25 protein-coding genes and 1 pseudogene are annotated in these 20,331 nt (G+C 63.7%); 12 read left to right on the plus strand and 14 right to left on the minus strand.

Annotation, left to right across the window (positions count from 1 at the left end):
• Positions 1-28: 28 nt before the first annotated feature.
• Positions 29-526, minus strand: coding sequence for a MarR family winged helix-turn-helix transcriptional regulator (locus AC1D2G_RS03675; RefSeq protein WP_477412085.1), 498 nt, complete (start codon positions 524-526; stop codon positions 29-31).
• A 95-nt stretch (positions 527-621) separates the two neighbouring features.
• On the opposite strand from AC1D2G_RS03675, the gene AC1D2G_RS03680 reads away from it, so the two are divergent.
• Positions 622-789: a hypothetical protein gene (locus AC1D2G_RS03680; protein ID WP_184872957.1), complete on the plus strand. Its 168-nt coding sequence runs from the start codon at positions 622-624 to the stop codon at positions 787-789.
• Between the two features lie 112 nt (positions 790-901).
• Here AC1D2G_RS03680 and AC1D2G_RS03685 read toward each other — a convergent pair.
• From AC1D2G_RS03685 to AC1D2G_RS03695, 3 genes and pseudogenes are all read right to left on the minus strand, one after another.
• Positions 902-2,340 (minus strand): annotated as a pseudogene (locus tag AC1D2G_RS03685) (GMC oxidoreductase).
• Positions 2,337-2,537, minus strand: coding sequence for a hypothetical protein (locus AC1D2G_RS03690; RefSeq protein ID WP_477412087.1), 201 nt, complete (start codon positions 2,535-2,537; stop codon positions 2,337-2,339). The pseudogene AC1D2G_RS03685 and the gene AC1D2G_RS03690 overlap by 4 nt, the downstream one beginning before the upstream one ends.
• A gap of 201 nt (positions 2,538-2,738) precedes the next feature.
• Positions 2,739-3,500: a GGDEF domain-containing protein gene (locus AC1D2G_RS03695; protein WP_477302730.1), complete on the minus strand. Its 762-nt coding sequence runs from the start codon at positions 3,498-3,500 to the stop codon at positions 2,739-2,741.
• Between the two features lie 161 nt (positions 3,501-3,661).
• Here AC1D2G_RS03695 and AC1D2G_RS03700 point away from each other — a divergent pair, with 161 nt between their 5' ends.
• Positions 3,662-4,369 (plus strand): pyrimidine 5'-nucleotidase, encoded by a 708-nt coding sequence (locus AC1D2G_RS03700; RefSeq protein WP_457152932.1) that lies wholly within the window; start codon positions 3,662-3,664, stop codon positions 4,367-4,369.
• 158 nt (positions 4,370-4,527) lie between these two features.
• Here the strand turns inward: AC1D2G_RS03700 and AC1D2G_RS03705 are convergent, their stop codons facing one another.
• On the minus strand, positions 4,528-5,367 hold the full coding sequence (locus tag AC1D2G_RS03705; protein WP_457152931.1) for an LOG family protein: 840 nt from the start codon (positions 5,365-5,367) through the stop codon (positions 4,528-4,530).
• A 229-nt stretch (positions 5,368-5,596) separates the two neighbouring features.
• Here AC1D2G_RS03705 and dapD point away from each other — a divergent pair, with 229 nt between their 5' ends.
• The 4 genes from dapD (at position 5,597) to AC1D2G_RS03725 (ending at position 8,035) form a co-directional block, all read left to right on the plus strand.
• Positions 5,597-6,451, plus strand: coding sequence for a 2,3,4,5-tetrahydropyridine-2,6-dicarboxylate N-succinyltransferase (gene dapD / locus AC1D2G_RS03710; protein ID WP_457152930.1), 855 nt, complete (start codon positions 5,597-5,599; stop codon positions 6,449-6,451).
• A 70-nt stretch (positions 6,452-6,521) separates the two neighbouring features.
• Positions 6,522-6,875, plus strand: coding sequence for a DUF805 domain-containing protein (locus tag AC1D2G_RS03715; RefSeq protein ID WP_477393131.1), 354 nt, complete (start codon positions 6,522-6,524; stop codon positions 6,873-6,875).
• Complete coding sequence (locus AC1D2G_RS03720; RefSeq protein WP_056593418.1) at positions 6,868-7,245, plus strand: DUF805 domain-containing protein; 378 nt, start codon at positions 6,868-6,870, stop codon at positions 7,243-7,245. The genes AC1D2G_RS03715 and AC1D2G_RS03720 overlap by 8 nt, the downstream gene beginning before the upstream one ends.
• Positions 7,246-7,258: 13 nt before the next feature.
• Entirely contained in the window at positions 7,259-8,035 is a 777-nt protein-coding gene (locus tag AC1D2G_RS03725) for a hypothetical protein (RefSeq protein ID WP_477393129.1), read from the plus strand.
• Here AC1D2G_RS03725 and AC1D2G_RS03730 read toward each other — a convergent pair.
• Entirely contained in the window at positions 7,935-8,978 is a 1,044-nt protein-coding gene (locus AC1D2G_RS03730; protein ID WP_477393127.1) for a 2-dehydropantoate 2-reductase, read from the minus strand. The two genes, AC1D2G_RS03725 and AC1D2G_RS03730, sit on opposite strands and share 101 nt — an antisense overlap.
• A gap of 116 nt (positions 8,979-9,094) precedes the next feature.
• Between AC1D2G_RS03730 and dapE the strand changes: the two genes are divergently transcribed.
• Both dapE and AC1D2G_RS03740 read left to right on the plus strand, forming a co-directional pair.
• Positions 9,095-10,288: a succinyl-diaminopimelate desuccinylase gene (gene dapE / locus AC1D2G_RS03735; RefSeq protein ID WP_477412089.1), complete on the plus strand. Its 1,194-nt coding sequence runs from the start codon at positions 9,095-9,097 to the stop codon at positions 10,286-10,288.
• 2 nt (positions 10,289-10,290) lie between these two features.
• Positions 10,291-10,923: a transporter gene (locus AC1D2G_RS03740; RefSeq protein ID WP_477302953.1), complete on the plus strand. Its 633-nt coding sequence runs from the start codon at positions 10,291-10,293 to the stop codon at positions 10,921-10,923.
• A 14-nt stretch (positions 10,924-10,937) separates the two neighbouring features.
• Here AC1D2G_RS03740 and truA read toward each other — a convergent pair whose 3' ends face one another.
• From truA to def, 4 genes are all read right to left on the minus strand, one after another.
• Positions 10,938-11,705 (minus strand): tRNA pseudouridine(38-40) synthase TruA, encoded by a 768-nt coding sequence (gene truA, locus AC1D2G_RS03745; RefSeq protein ID WP_477412091.1) that lies wholly within the window; start codon positions 11,703-11,705, stop codon positions 10,938-10,940.
• Positions 11,706-11,793: 88 nt separating this feature from the next.
• On the minus strand, positions 11,794-12,303 hold the full coding sequence (locus AC1D2G_RS03750; RefSeq protein WP_095083451.1) for a GNAT family N-acetyltransferase: 510 nt from the start codon (positions 12,301-12,303) through the stop codon (positions 11,794-11,796).
• Positions 12,300-13,235 (minus strand): methionyl-tRNA formyltransferase, encoded by a 936-nt coding sequence (gene fmt, locus AC1D2G_RS03755; RefSeq protein WP_477393121.1) that lies wholly within the window; start codon positions 13,233-13,235, stop codon positions 12,300-12,302. Before fmt ends, AC1D2G_RS03750 begins: the two co-directional genes overlap by 4 nt.
• A 5-nt stretch (positions 13,236-13,240) precedes the next feature.
• Positions 13,241-13,771 (minus strand): peptide deformylase, encoded by a 531-nt coding sequence (gene def / locus AC1D2G_RS03760; protein ID WP_095083447.1) that lies wholly within the window; start codon positions 13,769-13,771, stop codon positions 13,241-13,243.
• Between the two features lie 103 nt (positions 13,772-13,874).
• Here def and AC1D2G_RS03765 point away from each other — a divergent pair, with 103 nt between their 5' ends.
• Entirely contained in the window at positions 13,875-15,146 is a 1,272-nt protein-coding gene (locus AC1D2G_RS03765) for a DNA recombination protein RmuC (RefSeq protein WP_477393119.1), read from the plus strand.
• A gap of 13 nt (positions 15,147-15,159) precedes the next feature.
• Here the strand turns inward: AC1D2G_RS03765 and AC1D2G_RS03770 are convergent, their stop codons facing one another.
• The 3 genes from AC1D2G_RS03770 to AC1D2G_RS03780 all read right to left on the minus strand — a co-directional run bounded on the left by AC1D2G_RS03770 (position 15,160) and on the right by AC1D2G_RS03780 (position 17,470).
• Entirely contained in the window at positions 15,160-15,564 is a 405-nt protein-coding gene (locus AC1D2G_RS03770) for a GFA family protein (RefSeq protein WP_477412093.1), read from the minus strand.
• 27 nt (positions 15,565-15,591) lie between these two features.
• Positions 15,592-16,566, minus strand: coding sequence for a cation diffusion facilitator family transporter (locus AC1D2G_RS03775; protein ID WP_477412441.1), 975 nt, complete (start codon positions 16,564-16,566; stop codon positions 15,592-15,594).
• Between the two features lie 94 nt (positions 16,567-16,660).
• The gene (locus AC1D2G_RS03780; protein WP_477281094.1) at positions 16,661-17,470 is read right to left on the minus strand and encodes a transglutaminase-like domain-containing protein; all 810 of its coding nucleotides are present in this window, start codon (positions 17,468-17,470) and stop codon (positions 16,661-16,663) included.
• Between the two features lie 212 nt (positions 17,471-17,682).
• On the opposite strand from AC1D2G_RS03780, the gene AC1D2G_RS03785 reads away from it, so the two are divergent.
• Positions 17,683-17,808: a hypothetical protein gene (locus AC1D2G_RS03785; RefSeq protein WP_013528464.1), complete on the plus strand. Its 126-nt coding sequence runs from the start codon at positions 17,683-17,685 to the stop codon at positions 17,806-17,808.
• 206 nt (positions 17,809-18,014) lie between these two features.
• Complete coding sequence (gene sugE, locus AC1D2G_RS03790) at positions 18,015-18,329, plus strand: quaternary ammonium compound efflux SMR transporter SugE (RefSeq protein ID WP_095083439.1); 315 nt, start codon at positions 18,015-18,017, stop codon at positions 18,327-18,329.
• A gap of 264 nt (positions 18,330-18,593) precedes the next feature.
• Here the strand turns inward: sugE and AC1D2G_RS03795 are convergent, their stop codons facing one another.
• Positions 18,594-19,022: a DUF6481 family protein gene (locus AC1D2G_RS03795; protein WP_184872979.1), complete on the minus strand. Its 429-nt coding sequence runs from the start codon at positions 19,020-19,022 to the stop codon at positions 18,594-18,596.
• Between the two features lie 220 nt (positions 19,023-19,242).
• On the opposite strand from AC1D2G_RS03795, the gene AC1D2G_RS03800 reads away from it, so the two are divergent.
• Positions 19,243-20,304 carry an LLM class flavin-dependent oxidoreductase gene (locus AC1D2G_RS03800; protein ID WP_477412095.1) on the plus strand — a complete coding sequence of 354 codons (1,062 nt, stop codon included), beginning with the start codon at positions 19,243-19,245 and terminating at the stop codon, positions 20,302-20,304.
• Positions 20,305-20,331 lie beyond the last annotated feature (27 nt).

A 20,331-nucleotide genomic window follows, 5' to 3' on the forward strand; every position in this document is an offset into this window, starting at 1 on the left:
CGCAGTAACGCCGCCAACACATCGCACCCTATCGCCCAGGGTTGTCCGACCCCTCGGCCTTCAGCCGCGCCAACTGGGCGCGCTGCAGGTCGAGGGCGGCGTTGACGAAGCGCGATATGGTCGCTAGCTCGGCGTCGCTGAAGGTCGCGATGACCTTTTCGCCTTCCCGCGCAATAGTGCCGTAGTAGCGCGCCGACAGGTCCCGCGTGGCCTCGGTCGCCTCTATCACCACCTTGCGCCTGTCCTCGAGACTGCGCGTGCGTGTGAGCAGGCCGCGCGCCTCCAGCCGGTCGATCAGCGCTGTCACAGCGGCCGGCGTCAGTCCGGTTGCGGTGGCGATCGCGCCGGCCGATTGCGGGCCGCCATGGAGCAGCCCGATGCAATGGCGTTCGGCCATGTTCAGCCCCAGCCTCACCCCCACCGCCTCGTCATAGGCCTGCGTCGCGTCCTGCCATTGCATGATGGCAAGGCCGATGGCCGTCGTCATTTCGGTCCGATTCTCGCTTGACGAATTTATTTCGATCATCTAACTATCAATCTGTCTAACATTTAGACTATCTCAATAATATGCGGTTGCAGCGCCCACAAGGCAAGAGCCGGCCGCCATCATGGAGTGAAAAAATGAGCTTGATTCAACAGCGTACGCCCCTCTCGCATGAGGAAGAGTTCAAATATGCCAAGCTGGCCATGGAATGGTACGGATGGGGATCTCCCATCGGCCTGGGCATTTTGCTCGTGGCGCTGGCCGCTGCCGCGGTTCTGGTGCGCATCGCCGTCTACGGCTTCTGAGCTAGAGCAATTCCGGGAAAGGCGCGTAGCGCTTTCCCTCAGGGAATTGTGTAAAAAAATAGATGCCGCACATCAGCCGGCGCCATCACTGGCGCCGGCTCCCGTGGAACCGTCAGACGGTGACCACCTTGCTCAGATGGTCACCCAGCCGGCAGGCCAGAGCGGTGATCGTCGTCGTCGGATTGCATTCGCCCGACGTGCAGAACACCGAGGAGCCGCCGACATAGAGATTGTCCATGCCGTGCACCTTGCAGTTGGCGTCGACAACGCTCTTGGTGACGTCGGTGCCCATCCGCGTGCCACCCATATGATGATGGCCCGCCGTCTCGTCGTTGGTCGGGTAGTCGCCGCCATTGGTGATCCAGTCGGCAATGCGCACCCGGCCGAGATTCTTCTCGATCAGCGTCGTGCCGAACAGCCTAAGCCCTTCGAGAAGGGTGCGGTGTTCCAGCTCCGATTTCTTCCAGTGCAGCTCGATGCGCGGCACGCCGGCATGGTCGACATCGGTCGTCGACAGTTCGATCCGGTTGGAGGCCAGCGGCGCCTGTTCCCAGGCGACATAGAGCTGGGCCGCGCATCGCAGATTCTGGCTGAGCTTGGCGGACATCCATTCGGCCATGTCTGGCGCCGTGCAGGCGAGGTCGGCGATCAGGCTCTTGACGCCCGGATAGGGTGTCTCGATCAGCCTGATGCCGAAATTCATGATCTGTAGCCGCTCCATGGCGGCAAGCGTCGGCGAGAAGAAGACCTCGTTGACGGCATCGACCTCGAACTCGCCATAGTCGGCCAGGATGGCATTGCCGCCCTCGAAGGTCGGATGCTCCATCCAGTAGCGGCCAAGCGCCGTCGCATTCGGCACGACGCCGCCGTTCGAGCGCTGGTTCGACCACAGAAGCAGGCGCGAATTCTCCAGTCCGCCGGTGCAGACGATGAAATAGTTCGCGCTGAAGGCGCCGGCATCCTGCCCGTTGGACCACAGCCTGGCGCCCGTCACGCGTTTGCCGTCGCGGCAAGTTCAGTGGCGTAGGTGTTGAGCACGACCGCGATGTTCTCGCTCTTGTCGAGCTCGTCGGCGAATTTCTCGCCGAAGCGCACCGCCGGGCTCTTGATCAGCTGCACCCAGCGAATGTCGTCGGAGACCGGCACGTCCGGCCGGAAACCGGGAAGTTCGAGGATATCGTGCACTTCCGGCAGATAGGGTTCGATGTCGGCGCGGCGAATCGGCCAACCCGTGTCGGGCGCCCAGGCCTTAGGCTCGAAATCCTGCTTGTCGAGCACGCGGCACCAGCCCGCCCAGTGGTTCGAACTGCCGCCCATGAACCGCAGCCGGGTGACGTCGAGATCGAAGTAGAAATCACCGACCGTCGTGCCACGGTAGAAATCCTGCGACTCGTCGCTGAATTCACGCGAGCCGGCCTCCAGCACCACGACCGGAATGCCGGCGGCGCCAAGCTTGCGGGCAATGGTGGTGCCGGCCGGGCCGGAGCCGAGGATGCAGACCTTGGCGGTGAAATTCGCGGCGCGAAACGCGTCGTAGCTGTCGAAGATCATGCCAGATCGCTCCGCTTCAGGATCCAGCCATTGATCTCGACGATCTCGTTCAGATCGGCCCGTGTCGGGTCGGCTCGGTTTGGATCAGCATGCGAGGCATCGGCGTCAGGCAGCGTGCGGAACAGGGACAGGGCAGGCAGTGCGATCAACGCCTGCACGATAGCGCGGCGGGATATTTTCTTGATGAAGAAACTCATGGCTGGTCTCTCGGGTGGGGGCTTCGACGGCGCATGGCGCTACCTGAACGACGGGTCCCGGAACGGCACATGCATCGCGGCAGAAGCCAGTATTGTGCCACGCTACCCGCAAAGCAGCGAAAACCGGGTAAACGGCGTAACCGAGTGTGAACAGGGTTAGGATTTCCTTAACGGGCCGGATCCAGTGGATCGGCGGCCTGATCACGCCGCCTCGGAAATGTCCGTGTCGAGGATCGTCAGATTGCGGCCCCGGTGCTTGGCCTGGTAGAGGCGCCGGTCGGCGGCGCGCATCAGGTCCGATACGCTGATGTCCTCGCCGCAGACGGTTCCGCCGATGCTGACCGTGAGCGGAACGGTCCGCTCGTCGACGGGCCGGAAGCGGATCAGCTCGACTTCGCGGCGAATGCGCTCGGCGACGCGCTTGGCCTCCTGCTCGGTGGCGCCGATCAGCAAGGCGCCGAACTCCTCGCCGCCGATGCGGCCGAGCACATCGCCGCTGCGCACGCCGCGTTCGATCGCGCTGGCGATCAAGAGCAGTGCGTCATCGCCGGTCAGGTGGCCAAAATTGTCGTTGATCCTCTTGAAGTGGTCGGCGTCGATGATCAGCAGCGCCCCGCGATCGGACTTGCGGCGGGAACCATCGAGGGCGGCAAAAAAGTTTTCCCGGTTGAGCATACCGGTCATGTCGTCGCGGCTCGCCTTGTCCGCCAGGCGACGATGCGCGGCGGCGAGCTGGGCATGGGCTCGGGCAAGGTCGCGATGGGCGCTTTTCAGCCTGTCGCTTTGCCAGAAAGTGCTTGCGCTGGCGACCCAGGCGAGGACCAGCGGACAGAGCGTGGTGGTCAGCCAGATCGTGCGGTTGACCGGAAATCCCATCGCTGGAACGATGATCAGCGTCAAAAGGAGAGAGGCTGCGACAGAGGCAAAAGCAACGGCGGCGGATCTCAAAATTATGCTATTCATCGCGTGCTCCCACAGGTCTGCCTCTGTGCCAGCAAGCCCTGAAGGCTACCTTTCCCGGATGCTTAAAATTTGAAGGGTGACGCTATTTCCGCGACTCTCGGCGCGCATAAGTTGTGGATAAAGTCTCTTTTAGAATGTCTGTTTCATGCCATAAGGAGCGCATGACCACGCTGCCTGACCCCGCCCGCTTCGCTCATGTCACCGACTGGGTGTTCGACCTCGACAACACGCTCTATCCGCATCATTCGAATCTGTTCTCGCAGATCGACGTCAAGATGACCGCCTATGTCGGCGAACTGCTGGCATTGCCTCGCGAGCAGGCACGCAAGCTGCAGAAGGAGCTCTATCTGGAATATGGCACGACGTTGAACGGACTGATGACGCGCCACGGCATCGACCCCGACGATTTCCTCGAGAAGGTGCATGACATCGATTATTCGTGGCTCGTGCCCGATCCTGTTCTCGGCACCGCCATCCGCCAGCTTCCGGGCCGCAAGTTCATCTTCACCAACGGCGACCGCAGGCACGCCGAACGCACCGCGCGCCAGCTCGGCATCCTCGACCATTTCGACGACATCTTCGATATCGTCGCCGCCGGGCTCAATCCCAAACCGGCACGCCAGACCTACGAGAAATTCGCCGAACTCCACGCCGTCACCGGCCACAATGCGGTGATGTTCGAGGACCTTGCCCGCAACCTTGCTGTGCCGAAGTCGCTGGGCATGACCACGGTGCTCGTCGTGCCACGCAATTTCGAGCCGACCTTTTCCGAGATCTGGGAGCGCGACCCGGCCAACGAGGATGATGTCGATTTCGTCACCGACGACCTCGCCGGCTTCCTGACCGCGATCGTCGAGGTCACCGCCTGAGGTTCATGGATATTCAGGTGATGCCGGCCTGCAAACGGCGGCTTCCTGCGCTTCCGGTGCTCACGTACCCGAACGTACGCTCCGCTCCGGTTCTCTGAACCCACCGTTTTCGGCTCGGCCTGACCTGAATCTCGATGAACCTCGAACCGTCAGTGCTCTCACAGATTGTAGAAGCGGCTGATGATCCCCCAGGCCTCGTCGGCGGTGTCGACGAAATCGATAATGTCCTGGTCGCCGGGGCTGATCGTGCCCTGTTCGGCGAGGAAATCGAGATCGATCGCCCGTTTCCAGAAGGATTTGCCAAACAGGATCACCGGCACGCGCTCCATGCGCCCGGTCTGGATCAGGGTCAGCGTCTCGAAGAACTCGTCCATCGTGCCGAAGCCGCCGGGAAACACCGCGACCGCCTTGGCGCGCATGACGAAATGCATCTTGCGAATGGCGAAATAGTGGAAGTTGAAGCACAGCTCCGGCGTCACATAAGCGTTCGGCGCCTGCTCGTGCGGCAAGACGATGTTGAGCCCGATCGATGGCGCGCCGACGTCGTCGGCGCCGCGATTGCCGGCTTCCATCACGCCAGGCCCGCCGCCGGTCACCACGACATATTCGCGGTAGTATGACGCCGCCGACTGCTGCGAGCACAGCCGCGCGAACTTGCGTGCCTCCTCGTAATATTTGCTGTTTTCCTCGAGGTTCCTCTTCTGCGTCTCGTTCTTGGCCGCCCAGGCCTCGCCGCCGGGTTCCGGCAGGCGTGCGCCGCCGAACAGGATCACCGTCGAGCGGATGCCGCGTTCGGCCAGGATCATTTCCGGTTTCAGGAGTTCGAGCTGCAGCCTGACCGCCCGCAGTTCGCGCCGCGTCATGAACTCGGGATCGTTCCAGGCGAGCCGGTAGGTCTCGGCACGCGTCTGCGGCGTGTCCGGCACGCTCTTCGACCGCTCCAGATCCTCGTCCGAATGCGGCAGCGGCGTCCACCCCGCCTTTTCCATAGGAGTCATAATTACCTTACCCGTCCAATTTCTTCACTTGCGCCGTCCCATGGCGCAGCCGCGATTGACCCCCATTGAGCCTTAACATAAGCAGGTTCCGCAAAAGTGTCCGGCGGTTTTGCGACAAGAACCTGCTACATGCAAAGACCCAGGCGGGCAAAGCCTGCCCAGGGGTCCGCGCGACGTTCAAAACAGGGTAAGGCGCAGCCCCTTAACAGCTTGGTAATGGAGCAAATTCATGTCGAAGCCCGATCTGGCGAGTCTCGAAAAGACCATTGAGAAGGCCTTCGAGGAACGCGACGCGATTTCGACGGCGACCCGTGGCGAAACGCGCGACGCCATCCAGTCGGCGCTCGACCTGCTCGACCGCGGCACCGCCCGCGTCGCCGAGCGGCAGGCCGACGGCAAATGGCATGTCAACCAGTGGCTGAAGAAGGCCGTGCTGTTGTCCTTTCGGCTCAACCCGATGGAGATCATCAAGGGCGGTCCCGGCCAGGCCGTGTGGTGGGACAAGGTGCCGTCGAAGTTCGACGGCTGGAGCGCCGTCGACTTCGAGAAGGCGGGCTTCCGTGCCGTGCCGTCGTCGATCGTGCGCCGTTCCGCCTATGTCGCGCCGGGCGCCGTGCTGATGCCGTCCTTCGTCAATGTCGGCGCGTATGTCGACAGCGGCACCATGGTCGACACCTGGGCTTCGGTCGGCTCCTGCGCCCAGATCGGCAAGAACGTGCATCTGTCGGGCGGCGTCGGCATCGGCGGCGTGCTGGAGCCGATGCAGGCCGGCCCGACCATCATCGAGGACAATTGCTTCATCGGCGCGCGCTCGGAAGTGGTCGAGGGCTGTATCGTGCGCGAAGGCTCGGTGCTCGGCATGGGCGTGTTCATCGGCCAGTCGACTAAGATCGTCGACCGCGCCACCGGCGAAGTCTTCTACGGCGAAGTGCCGCCGAATTCCGTCGTTGTCGCCGGGTCGATGCCTGGCAAGCCTTTTCCGAACAACGAGCCAGGCCCGGGTCTTTACTGCGCCGTCATCGTCAAGCGGGTCGACGCCAAGACCCGCTCCAAGACCTCGATCAACGAATTGCTGCGCGATTGATCTTTTCCGGAAACGGACGCACCTTCCGCCGGCGCGACAATGAGTCGCGCGTGACTGATGGAGGGGTGACATGGACTGGAAGTATCTGCTGACCAGCTACGAGGGTCGCATCAACCGTGCCAAGTTCTGGGCTTGTGTCGGCGTTGTCTTTGTCGGCGGGATCATCGCGACGATCCTCGACAACATACTCGGCACGACGTTCAACCAAATGCCCTACGGCTTTATCTATTTGCTCTACTCGCTCGCCATGCTCTATTCGATCTTCGCCGTCTACGCCAAGCGCTGGCACGATCGCGGCAAGTCCGGCTGGTGGAGCCTGATCATCCTCGTGCCGATCATCGGCGGGATCTGGTTTCTGGTGGAGTGCGGCATTCTCGAAGGCGCCAAGGGCGCCAATCAATATGGACCGGACCCGATTGCCTGACAGATCAGATCTCACCTGGCTTTTCTTCAAAACATCGGGCCGCGTCAGTCGCGCGGCCTATTTTCTTGGCGGGTTGCTCGTCGCCATCATACAGGCCTTTCCGCTCTACCGCTTCACGCTGGTGCCGGAAGGCTCGGCCGAGAGCAACATGTGGTCGTTCATCTTCTTCGTCGCCTTCATCGCCTCGCTATGGTCGAACATCGCGCTGGCGGTGAAGCGGCTGCACGACCTCGACAAGCCGGGCATTGCCGCGCTGATCCTGTTCGTGCCGGTGGTCTCGATCGTCGCCTTCCTTGTGTTGTGCCTGTTTCCAGGGCAGCCTGGGCCCAATCGCTATGGCCGGCGCACCAACGAGCCGGCGCAATCCTGAGGGCCGATCGGACATGCGCTACCGCACGCTTGATCCGAAACTGATCATCGACACCGCCGAACGGCTGGAGGGCCGCGTCGCGGAGCGCTTTCCCAACGCCGGACTGCGCGGCGTCGCCGCCGAACTGGTATCGCTGTCGCGCGATCTGACCAAGGCGGCTCAGGCGCTCGAGGCGCCGATCTGGTGGCTGCGCGGGCTCATCGTCGCCGCCGTTGTCGCCGGCGCGCTGGTCTTCCTGTTCGTCGGCACCATCCTGCCGCTCATTCACATCTCCCAGGCCGACGACGCGGTTCAGTCGGTGCAAGGCATCGAAGCCACGATCAACATGATGATTCTCGCCGTGCTCGGTTTCCTGGCGCTGGTCCGCACCGAGGAGCGCATCAAGCGCAAGCGGGTGTTTCGCCAGCTGCACGGCCTGCGGTCGCTGATCCATGTCATCGACATGCACCAGCTGACCAAGGATCCGGCGGCCCTCTCGGCCAATTTCAAGCCGACCTCGCACTCGCCGGCCCGCATCACCAATGCCGCCGACCTGGCGCGCTACCTCGACTATTGCTCCGAAATGCTGTCGATCACCGGCAAGATTGCCGCGCTGTTCGCGCAGTCGGTCAATGACGACGTGGTCATCGACGGCGTCAACGACATCGAGAACCTGGCGTCCAACCTGTCGCGGAAAATCTGGCAGAAGATCACGCTGATCGAGGCCCATCCGGCGGCGCAACAACCTGCTCCGGCGCCAGGCCCGGCGAGCCAAGCCGCCCCGCCTCCGCCGCGCGCACCAAGGCGGTAACCTTTTTAAGCAGGGGCGCCGGCGTACCCGTCTGTTCGGCGAGGCCGAGCACCGCCCCCTGCAGTTCGCCGATCTCCGTCGGCCTGCCGCGTTGAAGATCGTCCCACATTGACGAACGCGCTTGCGGGTCGATCGCCAGCATGCGCCGCGCCAGCAGCCCGAACAGCCAGTCCGGCAGCCTGAGCACCTTCGGCAGCAGTGCCGGCCGCAAGCCGGCGATCCGCGCCGGCTCGATGCCGGACGCTTTCATCGCCGTGAGCGCCTCGTCGATCTGGCCGGCCAGGATCATCCGCCAGCGACGGTCGGCGAGTTCGCTCGCCAACGGCAGGCCGGACAGCGCCACCAGCGCGTTGTTCAAATTCATCAGCAGCTTGCCCCACAGCACGGCCTTCATGTCGCCATGGGTTTCGACCGCAGACCCTTCGACACCGAGAAGGCCAGCCAGGCCGGCATCACCGTCTTCGATCATCACCTTGCCGTCGCTGGCGCGGTGCACACGCAGCGGCAACTCGCCGTCCGGGGATTGCACCACGTTGAACGGCACCATGCCGGCCAGCACCGTCCGGCCGTCGAGCCCGGCGCGCAGCCTGTCGGCATTGTCGACGCCGTTCTGCAGGCTGATCACCACCGCATCGCGGTGGGCGTGAGCCCTGATGAGGTCTGCCATATCCTGCGTCGCGCCGCTCTTGACCGTGACCAGGATCACATCCGCCTGGGACAGGGCGACAGCCGGATCGGCGGTGACGACAAGCGCGTCCGGCGCGATCATGCGGTCGCGGCCCTGGAGGTCGCTGACCCGCAGTCCGCGCTGCCGCAACGCCGCCTCGATGCGCGGCCGCGCCAGCAGGATCACCCGGCGCCCGGCGAGTGCCAGGCAGCCGCCGGCATAGCAGCCGATGCTGCCGGCGCCGGCAATGACGATCCTCTTGTCCGCATTTGCCATCCCGTCGCTCCGCACCGGCCCGCAACTATACGACATGAAAACCATAATGTCGGCGCCATCACTGGCCCTTATGTCTGGCCGTGACAGGCCCGCCGCTTTCGATTATCGCTTTTGCCATGACGCTGCCGACCGATCCCGCCGAGAACCTCGCCGCCCTTATCCGTTGCGCTTCGGTGACGCCCGCCGAAGGCGGCGCGCTGACTGCGCTGGAGACGATGCTGAAACCGCTCGGCTTCCTGGTCGATCGGCCGGTGTTTTCGGAAGATGGCACGCCGGACATCCAAAACCTCTATGCCAGGCGTTCAGGCAACGGCCCGCATCTGATGTTCGCCGGCCACACCGACGTGGTGCCGGTCGGGGACGAAGCCGCCTGGACGCATCCGCCCTTCGGCGCCGAAATCGCCAATGGCGAGATGTATGGCCGGGGCGCCGTCGACATGAAGGGTGGCATTGCCTGTTTCATCGCCGCCGTGGCGCGCCATGTCGAGGACAATGGCGGCCCGAAAGGCTCGGTGTCGCTGCTGATCACCGGCGACGAGGAAGGGCCGGCCATCAACGGCACGGTCAAGCTGCTCGAATGGGCGGCTTCCAGGGGCGAGAAATGGGATGCCTCGATCGTCGGCGAGCCGACCAACCCGGACGCGCTTGGCGACATGATCAAGATCGGCCGCCGCGGCTCGATGTCGGGCGCCATCACCGTCAACGGTCGCCAGGGCCATGTCGCCTACCCGCAGCTTGCCGATAATCCGGTGCGCGGCCTGATGGGCCTGGTCGACGCCTTGCTGCATCCTGTCTTCGACAAGGGAACCAGGGACTTCCAGCCGACCAATCTGGAGGTCACCTCCATCGACGTCGGCAACCCGGCCACCAATGTCATTCCGGCCAAGGCGACCGCGACCTTCAACATCCGCTTCAACGACACCTGGACGGCCGAGACCGTGCAGGCGGAAATCCACAACCGGCTCGATCAGGCGGCCAAACGCAAGAAGTACCGGCAGGGCAAGAAGACGCCGGTCGACTACGACCTCGTCTGGCGCGACCGGCCGAGCCATGTCTTCCTGACCCGTGACGACAGGCTGATCGAAACGCTGCGCGGTTCGATCAGGTCGGCGGTCGGCAAGGAGCCGACGCTGTCGACCTCGGGCGGCACCTCGGATGCGCGCTTCATCAAGGACTATTGTCCGGTGGTCGAGTTCGGCCTGGTCGGCAAGACCATGCACATGGTCGACGAGCGCGTCGCCATTGCCGATCTCGAAACACTGACCCAAATCTACCAGCGCTTCATCGAAGACTGGTTCGGGCAGGCATGAGCATGCTTTCAGCGGACGAAACCCAAGCTTCGCTGACGGGCGCCTGGCGGTTGATGCTCGGCAAGGCCGACGGCCTGCGCCTGCTCGACCTGTCGGCCGACGGCTTCTGGAATTCCTTTTTCGCCATCATCGTCGCTGCACCGGCGCTGATCGTCGGGTGGGTCGGTATCGCCAACGAGATCGGCGATCCCGAGGCCTTTGCCGGACGCTTCAGCATGCTGTTGCGCCTGGCGACGGTCGATATAGGCTCCTGGGTGCTGCCGCTCATCGCTCTGGCCCTGGTCGCGCCGCGCGCTGGCATTGGCGGCCGCTTCGTCCATTATGTCGTTGCCAGCAACTGGGCCTCGGCCATCACCGCCTGGCTGATGCTGCCCTCGGCGCTGATCAGACTTTTCCTGTCGTCGGCAAGCCAGGTTTCGAGCCTTGTGTCGCTGCTGCTGTTTGCCCTGTCGATGGTGCTGACCTGGCGCATGACCAACACCACAATCGGCAAGGGCGTAGCCATCGGCTCGGCCGTTTTCGTCGGCATGTTCATCGCTTCGCTGTTGGCGCTGTTCGGCCTGCAGGCGCTGCTCGGCATCTCCGTGCCGGACGATGTCGGGTCTCAGAGCCTTTCCGGGTTCATCTCGGGATAGCGCCTTATGGGGCTCTATCCTGGATAATCGACGCCCTCGGGATAATCGACACCAATGAGAAAAAGCCCGTCGGGCGGCGCCACCTGGCCGCAGGCGGCGCGGTCGTGCGCATCGAGCGCCGCTTTCAGGTCGGCGACGGTCCAGGCGCCTTCGCCGACACGTTTGAGGGAGCCGACCATCGAACGCACCTGATTGTGCAGGAACGAGCGCGCCGAAGCCTTCACCTCGATCAGGTCGCCCTCTCGGCTCACATCCAGCCGCTCCAGCGTCCTGATCGGGCTGTTGGCCTGGCATTGGGTCGAGCGGAAGGTGGTGAAGTCATGCCGACCGAGCAGGACTTTCGCCGCTTCGTGCATGGCGCCGGCGTCGAGCCGTTTCGGCACCCACCACACCTTGCCCTTGTCGATAGCTGCCGGCGCGCGACGGTTGAGGATGCGGTAGACATAATGGCGGCCGGTGGCTGAGAAGCGCGCGTCGAAGCTGTCTGCGACGACCGTCGCCTTCAGGACGGCGATATGTGCGACGGCCATCTGCAGATGTGCGTTGACGGCATCACGCACCTTGTCGCCCGACCACGCCTTGGCGAGGTCGACATGCGCCACCTGGGCGGTTGCGTGCACGCCGGCATCGGTGCGGCCGGCGGCGCGCAACCGGACCTCTTCGCCGCAGAATTTTTCGATCGCCTGTTCGATCGCTTGCTGCACCGAAGGCTGATCCGCCTGGTGCTGCCAGCCGGCAAACAGACTGCCGTCATATTCGATGTCGAGGCGAAAACGCGGCATGCTAGAGCATGATGCCGAAAAGTGTGAAGCGGCTTTCGGACGACATCATGCTCTATCTCTTTGAGTTAGAGGCGCATTCAGATGCCGCTTACGCGGCGAGTGCCGACCCGAAGGCCGAGGCGTAGACCAGCCTGCCGGCTTCCGGGGCGTCGCCCCAGGTCAGTGCCTGCAGGGCCTCGCTCTGGTACTCGCTCTCGAACTTTTCGGCGCGGGCATGGGTGTAGCCGAAACGGCTGTAATAGGCCGGATCACCCAGCACCACGGCCAGCGTCTCGCCGGCATCCCTGAGGCGGATATGCGCCTCGCGGATCAGCGCGCCGCCAATGCCGCTGCCATGGAACGAGGGCTCGACCGCCAGCGGCGCGAGCGCCACGGCCGCAAAGTTCTTGCCGCCGCTCTGCACGAACAGTCGCGAAAACAGGATATGGCCGACCACCTGGCCGTCCTCTTCCGCCACCAGTTCGGCAACGGCGTCGCCGCCGGTCACCAGCGCGTCGACCAGTCCGGCCTCCGCCTGCTGGCCGAAAGCGTGTTCCTCGACGAGGCGGATGGCCTCGCGATCCCGCGGCGTCGCCGCGCGTATCGACATCATGCTCATGAGAATTTCATTCCTTTTTCGATCTTGGCCCCGCGCAGGAATTCCGACGCGGCAGCGGGCCTTCCGCCCGCCCGTTGAACTTCGACCAGACTGATCGCGCCTGCCCCGCAGGCGACCGTCAGCCGGTCATCGAGAATTCCTCCCGACTCGCCGGCGCCTTGCGATAGCGTCGAGCGAAGCAGTTTCAGCCGCTCCGGGCGGCCGCCAATTGCAATCTCGGACCAAGCCCCGGGAAAGGGCGACAGGCCACGAATGGTATTGTGCACTTCGCTCGCCGAGCGAGTCCAGTCCAAGCGAGTCTCAGATTTATCGATTTTCTTGGCGTAGGTCACCCCTTCCACCGCTTGTGCGGTAAATGTCAGGGTGTTCCTTTCCAGTCGCGCCAGCGCTTCCACCATCAGTGCAGCACCGACACTCATCAACCGATCATGCAGATCGCCGGCAGTCATATCGGGTTCGATGGCGCATTTTTCAACCATTGCCACCGGGCCGGTGTCCAGGCCCACTTCCATGCGCATCACCATCATGCCGGTTTCGCTGTCCCCGGACATGATCGCGCGCTGGATCGGCGCGGCACCCCGCCAGCGCGGCAAAAGCGAGGCATGGCCGTTGATGCAGCCAAGCCGGGGGGCCTCCAGAACTGCCTTCGGCAGCAGCAGGCCATAAGCGACGACCACTGCGACATCGGCCCGCAGGGCGCGGAAAGCGGCCTGCTCGGCCCCGCCTTTGAGCGATACCGGTGTGCGTGTCTCGATGCCCAGCCGCTCCGCCTCGCGCTGTACCGGCGACGGCGTCAGCTCAAGCCCGCGCCGTCCGGCGGCGCGCGGCGGCTGCGTATAGACGGCAGCAACTTCGTGTCCGGCCTCGGCGATGGCACGCAGCGCCGGCACCGAAAACTCCGGCGTGCCCATGAAGATGACGCGAAGGGGCATTTCCCCTATCCCACCATCTTGCCTGGCGCCTTGTCCCTGGCGAGCTTCTTGAACTTCTTCACCACCATGTCGCGCTTCAGCTTCGAGATGTGGTCGATGAACAAGACGCCATTGAGGTGGTCGATCTCATGCTGCAGGCAGGTCGCCATCAGCCCCTCGGCCTCGATCTCCTGCAGCTTGCCGTCGCGGTCGAGATAATTGACCCGCACGGCTGCCGGGCGTTCGACCTCGGCATAGTAGTCCGGGATCGACAGGCAGCCTTCCTCGTAGACGGAGCGCGTGTCGGCGCTGCTCAGGATTTCCGGGTTGATGAAGACATGCGGTGCCGGCGTCTCGTCTTCCTTGGCCAGATCGATCACCAGCATGCGCACCGGTTCGCCGATCTGGATTGCCGCCAGACCGATGCCGGGCGCGTCATACATGGTCGCCAGCATGTCGTCGGCTAATTTGCGCAAAGGCCCGTCGACGCGCTCCACGGGCTTGGAAACCTGGCGCAGGATGGGGTCGGGAAGGATGATGAGCGGCTTGATCGGCATGGCGTTCCACCTAAGACCTCCAGCGAAAAGCGTCAACCGGGGCGCCGGGGCGCCGTTCACGTTTTGATCTGTGCCAGCCCCGCGAATCGGCTATGCTGTCCACATGAATGATCTGACATCCATCCTTTCGGAGCCTGTCGCCCGGCTTGGCGCCTCCACGATCACGCTCGGCCATGCGCTGGCCGTCGGCGCATTGCTGTTTGTCGGCCTGTTCGTGGCGCTTGTCATCGCGCTGTGGCGTTCGGCCAAGGCGCGCGCCGTCGCCGCCGCTGAGGCCGCCGATCATGCCCGCGACGCCGAGGCGCGGATGGCCGGCATTTTGCAAAGCCAGGCCGAGATGCAGGGCCGCATGGGCGCCATCGCCGAAGTGTTCGGAGCACGCCAAGCCGAGCTGACGCAGTCGATCGGCCAGCGCCTCGACGCCATGACCGGCCGCATCGGCCAGACCATGACCGAGCAGACCAAATCCACGCATGAGAGCCTGGCCAAATTGCAGGAACGGCTGGCGATCATCGACACCGCGCAAGGCAACATCCAGTCGCTTGCCGGCCAGGTCGTGCAGTTGCAGGCGATCCTTTCCAACAAGCAGACGCGCGGCGCCTTCGGCCAGTCGCGCATGGAGGCGATCGTTGCCGACGGCCTGCCGCATGGCGCCTACGAGTTCCAGGCAACGCTGTCGAACGGCAGCCGGCCGGACTGCCTGGTGAAGATGCCGAATGGCGCGCCGTCGCTTGCCATCGATGCCAAATTTCCGCTCGAAGCCTGGAACGCCATCCGCGCCGCCGATGGCGCCGACCTGCAGAAGGTTGCTGCCCAGGCCTTCCGCCGCGACATCGAGATCCATGTCCGTGATATATCCGAGAAATATCTGATCCAGGGCGAGACGCAGGACACCGCCTTCATGTTCGTGCCGTCGGAATCGGTGTTCGCCGAGATTCACGAGAATTTCGAGGCCATCGTCCACAAGGCGCACCGCGCCCGCGTCGTCATCGTCTCGCCGTCGCTGCTGATGCTGTCGATCCAGGTCATCCAGGCCATCCTCAAGGACGCCCGCATGCGCGAACAGGCGCATCTGATTCAGGGCGAGGTCATCCGGCTGATGGAAGACGTTGCGCGCGTCGACGAGCGGGTGCGCAAGCTGCAGGTCCATTTCGGCCAGTCGGCCAAGGACATCGACGACATCCTCGTCTCGACGTCGAAGGTCACCAGGCGCGGCCAGAAGATCGAGGCGCTGGAGTTCGGTGAGCAGCCCGACGGTGAGGCTGGCCCCGAAGCCGCATCACGGGCTGCAACCGCGAAGGTCGAGACAGGGACCCGCGTCGCCGATTCGAAGACCGGGCAGCTCAGGCTGAGGGTCGTCGAAGGCGACGACTGACGCCGCAGCGGCGCTACTGCTCCTCCACGGTGGTCATGCCCTGGAATTCCGGCAGCCAGTGCAGCGCTGAACTGTGCCATTTCTGCTGTGTCGGGACCAAATCCTCGCGTTGCCGCGCGGTTCCCGCTCGAATTCCATAGACCTTTGGACCATCTCCAACCGAGGTGGCGTAAAGGTGCGAGCCGCAGTCGGCACAAAAAGCCTGGGCGCGCTTGGCGCCGCTTGCCCCGGTCTTGATATAGATTTTCGGCGTACCCTTGGTGATCCGGTAGTGATCCTCAGGCGCCGGAACAGTCACCCGAAAGGCCGTGCCGGTCAGTTTCTGGCAGTCAGTGCAGTGGCAGATCGAGGTCTTTTCCGCGTCGACCTCCGCCTCGTAGGTGATAGCGCCGCAATGGCAGCCGCCGTCGATTTTCATCTTGTTTCTCCCTGCTTCGCCGACATCTTAACCGGCCTGATCCGGCTCGTCTCCTGACGCGGCTTCAACAATCTTGCGCCGCTGTTCCCAGGTCCCGGTGGTCTGCGGCTTGACGAACAGCCTGGCGATCTCCGGCATCTCTGTTTTCAGCCGCGCCTCCAGGCGCTCCACACAGGCTTCAATCTCCGGCGCCGTCAGGTGATCCTCGAACTCGATGCTGAGAGCAGCGACGATCTCTTGCGGTCCCATGTGGACGGTCAGGACGCCGTTCGCCTGCTGCACCGCCGGATCCTGCTGGACGATCGCCAGCACGTGTCTCTGCACCTCTGGGGAGGCCGGCTCGCCGATCAGCAGACCCTTGCTTTCGCGGGCCAGGAAGATCGCCGTCGCGCCCAGGATCAACCCAATGCCGATCGAGGCGGCGCCGTCGAGCTCCGGCATCTCCAGCAGTTCCGCTGTCAGGATGCCGGCGAAGGCGACGATCAGGCCGAGCAGGGCGGCGCTGTCCTCGAACAGCACAGTGTAGACGCTGGGGTCCTTGCTCGACTGCACGGCCTGCAGCCAGCCCTGCTTGCCCTTCTGCTGGCGGAACTCCTTCAGCGCCACCAGCCAGGAGCTGCCCTCGAACAGGAAGGACAGGCCAAGAACGATGTAGTTCACCTTGGCGTTGACGACCGGCTCCGGCGCCATGATGTGGATCACACCTTCGTAGAAGGAGACGCCGGCGCCCAGCGCGAAGACCAGAAGGGCGACGATGAAACTCCAGAAATAGAGTTCGCGGCCGTGACCGAGCGGATGCGTCCGATCGGCCGGGCGGGCGGCGCGGTGCATGCCATAGAGCAGCAGGCCGCCATTGCCGGTATCGACCAGTGAGTGCACGCCTTCCGACAGCATCGCCGAACTGCCGGTGAAGAAAGCGGCAGCGAACTTGGTCAATGCGATGGCGAGATTGCCGGCGAGCGCCGCGTAGATCACCCTTTTTGAGCCGCCATGCCCGGCCATGATGCTGCCCCCGTTCAAGGCGCCAGCCTAACGGCCAGCCCGTCAAAGCTCCACAAGACAGCATAACGCGCGAACCCTCGGCTCGTTCGGTCGACTATTCGACGATCTCGTCGGTCCAAACTTTGAAACCGGCGAGCGTGCCCGGCCCGAAGATATGGGTCAGCGGCACGTCGGCGGCGTCACGACCGGAGGCGATCAGGATGCGGCCGATGCGCGGCGCATTGTTGCGCGGGTCGAAGGCATGCCAGCGGCCGCCGAGATAGACCTCCATCCAGGCGGCGAAATCCATGCTCGACCACGGCTTCGGCGTGCCGATGTCGCTGATGTAGCCGGTGCAGTAGCGCGTCGGGATGTTGAGCGCCCGGCAGAAGGTGACCGCGAGATGCGCGAAGTCGCGGCAGACACCACTCTGTTCGCGATAGGCTTCCGCAGCGGTGCGTGTCGGCCGCGCATTGCCGTAGTTGAAGACGATATGATTGTGGACAAAGTCGCAGACCGCCTGCACACGCGCAATGCCGAGCGGCGTGTGGCCGAACAGCCGCCACGCCTCGCTTGCCAGAAGGTCGCTCTCGCAAAAGCGGCTGGGCAGCAGAAATAGCAGTGTATCCGCCGGCAGGTCGCGCACCTCGTGCTGCCAGGCCATCAGGTCGCCCATCTCGAAGGTGCCGGGATCGCGGATCACCGCGTCGGTGCCAAAAGTAAACCGCCCTGGCGGTGCTACGAACCGGTTGCACCAATTGCCGAAACTGTCGCGATAACTCTCGATCGGCACGGGCGGGTTGGAGGTCAAAAAGTCGGGCCGCTCAAGGTCGGAGGCGCGGGAATAGTGAACATTCAGCATCGCGATGAGCGGGGTTTCCTGGGGAAAGTCGAAGCTCATCTCGCAGCCGATATGGATTCGCATTGTCGTCCTGACCGGCCTGCCTGTTCATCGCCCGGCGAAAAGCCGGGCTGATGCTGCAGTGCGAAGATGACCATGGCACGGACCGGCGTGGTTTACGAGCAAATTAGAAACCGGTTAAAAGCGGCCGGCTGGCCGTGTCGATAGGCGCTGGCCTCTTGCAGTCGGACGTTTCTCTTGTTTCACTTCGCTTCCCGCAATCGGAGGAACGAATCATGGCTAAAGGTGCGATGAAGGCAGGCAAGGAAGCCCGCAAGCCGAAGAAGGATGCCAAGAAGCCAGCCCCGGCTCCGGCCCTGAAGGCGCCGCCGGTCAAGGCGATGAAGCTCAAGGACAAGTAGGTCCGGGCAATACCCGTCCGAACGGGATTGCGACCGGCAATGTTGTTGCCGGTCGTTGTTGATCGAGCGCTCGAATTTCTTATATTGGCGGGGCGGGGACGACCTCGCGCTTTCCCCGAAAATCCGGCCGGGACGACCCGCCATTGTTGATTGAGCGTCGGATACCGAATCCGAATTCGGTCCGATGCTTTGATGGAGCGTAGTCGATGGCGTGGATTTTTCTGTTTTTTGCCGGCCTGTTCGAGATCGGCTGGGCAATCGGCCTCAAATACACGGACGGCTTCTCGAAGCTGATGCCGACCGTGCTGACCGTTGCCTCGATGATCGTCAGCCTCACTCTGCTCGGCCTGGCGCTGAAGGCGCTGCCCGTCGGCACCGCCTATGCGGTGTGGACCGGCATCGGTACCGTCGGCACGGCGCTGCTCGGCATCTGGCTGCTCGGCGAGCCGGCCACCGCGATCAGGCTGGCCTGCATCGCGCTCATTGTCTGCGGCATCATGGGGCTGAAGTTCGCCGCCTGATCATACCGCTCTATCTTTTTGTCTTACGCAATTCCCTAAGGGAAAGCGCTACGCGCTCTTCCCGGGAAAACCGCTTCACACTTTTCCTGGAATTGCTCTAAAGCGCGTCGCGTTTGGCCGGATTCGGGTGAGGCGCTTTAGGGTCTTGCATGTCGTCCTCCCAAAACCGGGGCCTCATTTGCGAGACATGCATTGGATAAACACGTTCAGGGCCGCTGCAAGGCGACCCTGATCTTTGAAGCAGATTGCTCCGTTGCCTGGAGGCTAGCGGGCGGAGAAGCCTGGAGGCGTCCTGCCCGTGCGCTGCTTGCGTGCCGCATAACGCGCGTCGCGCTTGGCCTTGCGTTCGGCTTCGTCGGCCAGCAAACGGGCGATACGCTCGTTTTCTTCGGCTTCCCGAATCTTGGCTTCAGCCTGCGCCGCCTCTTCGGCCGCGATGCGCGCCGCTTCGGCTGCTGCCTCGCGCTCGGCCTTCTCGACCGCCTCGCGTGCCAGCTTTTCCTGCTTCAGCCTGGCCTTTTCAGCCTCGCGTATCTGGCGAGCCTCAAGGATTGCCTTGCGTTCGGCCTGTCGTGCCAGCACCGTCGGATCGTCTGCTGCCGGCTTTGACTTGAAGCGCTCCAGAAGCGCCTTCTTTGCCTCGTTTGCAGCATTGCGCCGCTCGAAAATGTCTTTTTCCCTGTAGATAGCCAAGTCCACTTCCCTGAAGTCAATTCGCGACGCTTACATACGCGCGAATGCCGAGAGTTCAAGCGCCAAAACGGCATGCCAGCCATGAAATTCCGCGATGTTGCACCTGGGAGACGTATTTTTGGCCGGACCGACATGCACTGTTCACCGTCCGCCCCTCTGGCGGCGAGGCGGGTCGATGGCTACCTCTAGCCCGAAACTCCAACACCAGGATGACATTCGAATGGAACTCGGTCTCTACACCTTCGCCGACGTCAGCCCGCAGCCGGGCCCCGGCGCCATCGGCCCGCATGAACGACTGCGCAACCTGATCGAGGAGGTCGAACTGGCTGACCAGGTCGGCCTCGACGTCTTCGGTCTCGGCGAGCATCACCGGCCCGACTACGCCGCCTCCGCGCCGGTCGTGGCGCTGGCCGCTGCCGCCGAGCGCTCGAAGCGCATCAAGCTGACCAGCGCGGTCACAGTCCTGTCCTCCGATGATCCGGTGCGCGTCTTCCAGCAGTTCGCCACGCTCGATCTTCTGTCGGGCGGCCGCGCCGAGATCATGGCGGGGCGCGGCTCGTTCATCGAATCCTTCCCGCTGTTCGGCTACAATCTGGAGGACTATGACGAGCTGTTCGCCGAAAAGCTCGACCTCCTGCTTGCCATCCGCGATCATGTGAAGGTCACCTGGTCCGGCAATCTGCGTGCGCCGATCAACGATCGCGGCGTCTATCCAAGGCCGTTCCAGGACAGGCTGCCGGTCTGGATCGCCATCGGCGGCACGCCGCAATCGGCGGCGCGGGCCGGTGCGCTCGGCCTGCCGCTGGCGCTCGCCATCATCGGCGGCGAGCCGGCGCGTTTCGCGCCGCTGTTCGATCTCTATCGGGAGGCGGCCAAGCGCGCCGGCAACGATCCGGCAAGCCTCGCCACCAGCATCAACGTGCACGGTTTCATCGCCGAAACGACCGAGCAGGCGGCCGATGATTTCTACGACCCGCAAGCCGAGGTGATGAACCGCATCGGTCGCGAGCGCGGCTGGGGCCCAACGTCGCGGGCGCATTTCGACCAGTCGCGTGGCCCCAATGGCGCCCTGTTCGTCGGCAATCCCGAGCAGGTGGCCGAAAAAATCGTCGCCCAGCACAGGATCTTCGGCAATGACCGCTTCTTGCTGCAGATGGCGATCGGCACCATGCCGCATGCCAGGATCATGAAGGCAATCGAGCTCTACGGCACCAGGGTGGCGCCGATCGTGCGCAAGGAAACGGCGAAGTCCGCGCCCGCGGTGCCGGCGCCCGTTGCATAGGTCAGCGGGAGGTCCGCGCTCCGGGCC

The organism is Mesorhizobium sp. P2_C7 (assembly GCF_056404515.1).

Coding starts and splice junctions, on each gene's coding strand:
- AC1D2G_RS03675 (WP_477412085.1), bottom strand. CDS start 526: ATGATCGAAATAAATTCGTCAAGCGAGAATCGGACCGAAATGACGACG.
- AC1D2G_RS03680 (WP_184872957.1), top strand. CDS start 622: ATGAGCTTGATTCAACAGCGTACGCCCCTCTCGCATGAGGAAGAGTTC.
- AC1D2G_RS03690 (WP_477412087.1), bottom strand. CDS start 2,537: ATGAGTTTCTTCATCAAGAAAATATCCCGCCGCGCTATCGTGCAGGCG.
- AC1D2G_RS03695 (WP_477302730.1), bottom strand. CDS start 3,500: ATGAATAGCATAATTTTGAGATCCGCCGCCGTTGCTTTTGCCTCTGTC.
- AC1D2G_RS03700 (WP_457152932.1), top strand. CDS start 3,662: ATGACCACGCTGCCTGACCCCGCCCGCTTCGCTCATGTCACCGACTGG.
- AC1D2G_RS03705 (WP_457152931.1), bottom strand. CDS start 5,367: ATGACTCCTATGGAAAAGGCGGGGTGGACGCCGCTGCCGCATTCGGAC.
- dapD (WP_457152930.1), top strand. CDS start 5,597: ATGTCGAAGCCCGATCTGGCGAGTCTCGAAAAGACCATTGAGAAGGCC.
- AC1D2G_RS03715 (WP_477393131.1), top strand. CDS start 6,522: ATGGACTGGAAGTATCTGCTGACCAGCTACGAGGGTCGCATCAACCGT.
- AC1D2G_RS03725 (WP_477393129.1), top strand. CDS start 7,259: ATGCGCTACCGCACGCTTGATCCGAAACTGATCATCGACACCGCCGAA.
- AC1D2G_RS03730 (WP_477393127.1), bottom strand. CDS start 8,978: ATGGCAAATGCGGACAAGAGGATCGTCATTGCCGGCGCCGGCAGCATC.
- dapE (WP_477412089.1), top strand. CDS start 9,095: ATGACGCTGCCGACCGATCCCGCCGAGAACCTCGCCGCCCTTATCCGT.
- AC1D2G_RS03740 (WP_477302953.1), top strand. CDS start 10,291: ATGCTTTCAGCGGACGAAACCCAAGCTTCGCTGACGGGCGCCTGGCGG.
- truA (WP_477412091.1), bottom strand. CDS start 11,705: ATGCCGCGTTTTCGCCTCGACATCGAATATGACGGCAGTCTGTTTGCC.
- AC1D2G_RS03750 (WP_095083451.1), bottom strand. CDS start 12,303: ATGAGCATGATGTCGATACGCGCGGCGACGCCGCGGGATCGCGAGGCC.
- fmt (WP_477393121.1), bottom strand. CDS start 13,235: ATGCCCCTTCGCGTCATCTTCATGGGCACGCCGGAGTTTTCGGTGCCG.
- def (WP_095083447.1), bottom strand. CDS start 13,771: ATGCCGATCAAGCCGCTCATCATCCTTCCCGACCCCATCCTGCGCCAG.
- AC1D2G_RS03765 (WP_477393119.1), top strand. CDS start 13,875: ATGAATGATCTGACATCCATCCTTTCGGAGCCTGTCGCCCGGCTTGGC.
- AC1D2G_RS03770 (WP_477412093.1), bottom strand. CDS start 15,564: ATGAAAATCGACGGCGGCTGCCATTGCGGCGCTATCACCTACGAGGCG.
- AC1D2G_RS03775 (WP_477412441.1), bottom strand. CDS start 16,566: ATGGCCGGGCATGGCGGCTCAAAAAGGGTGATCTACGCGGCGCTCGCC.
- AC1D2G_RS03780 (WP_477281094.1), bottom strand. CDS start 17,470: ATGCGAATCCATATCGGCTGCGAGATGAGCTTCGACTTTCCCCAGGAA.
- AC1D2G_RS03785 (WP_013528464.1), top strand. CDS start 17,683: ATGGCTAAAGGTGCGATGAAGGCAGGCAAGGAAGCCCGCAAGCCGAAG.
- sugE (WP_095083439.1), top strand. CDS start 18,015: ATGGCGTGGATTTTTCTGTTTTTTGCCGGCCTGTTCGAGATCGGCTGG.
- AC1D2G_RS03800 (WP_477412095.1), top strand. CDS start 19,243: ATGGAACTCGGTCTCTACACCTTCGCCGACGTCAGCCCGCAGCCGGGC.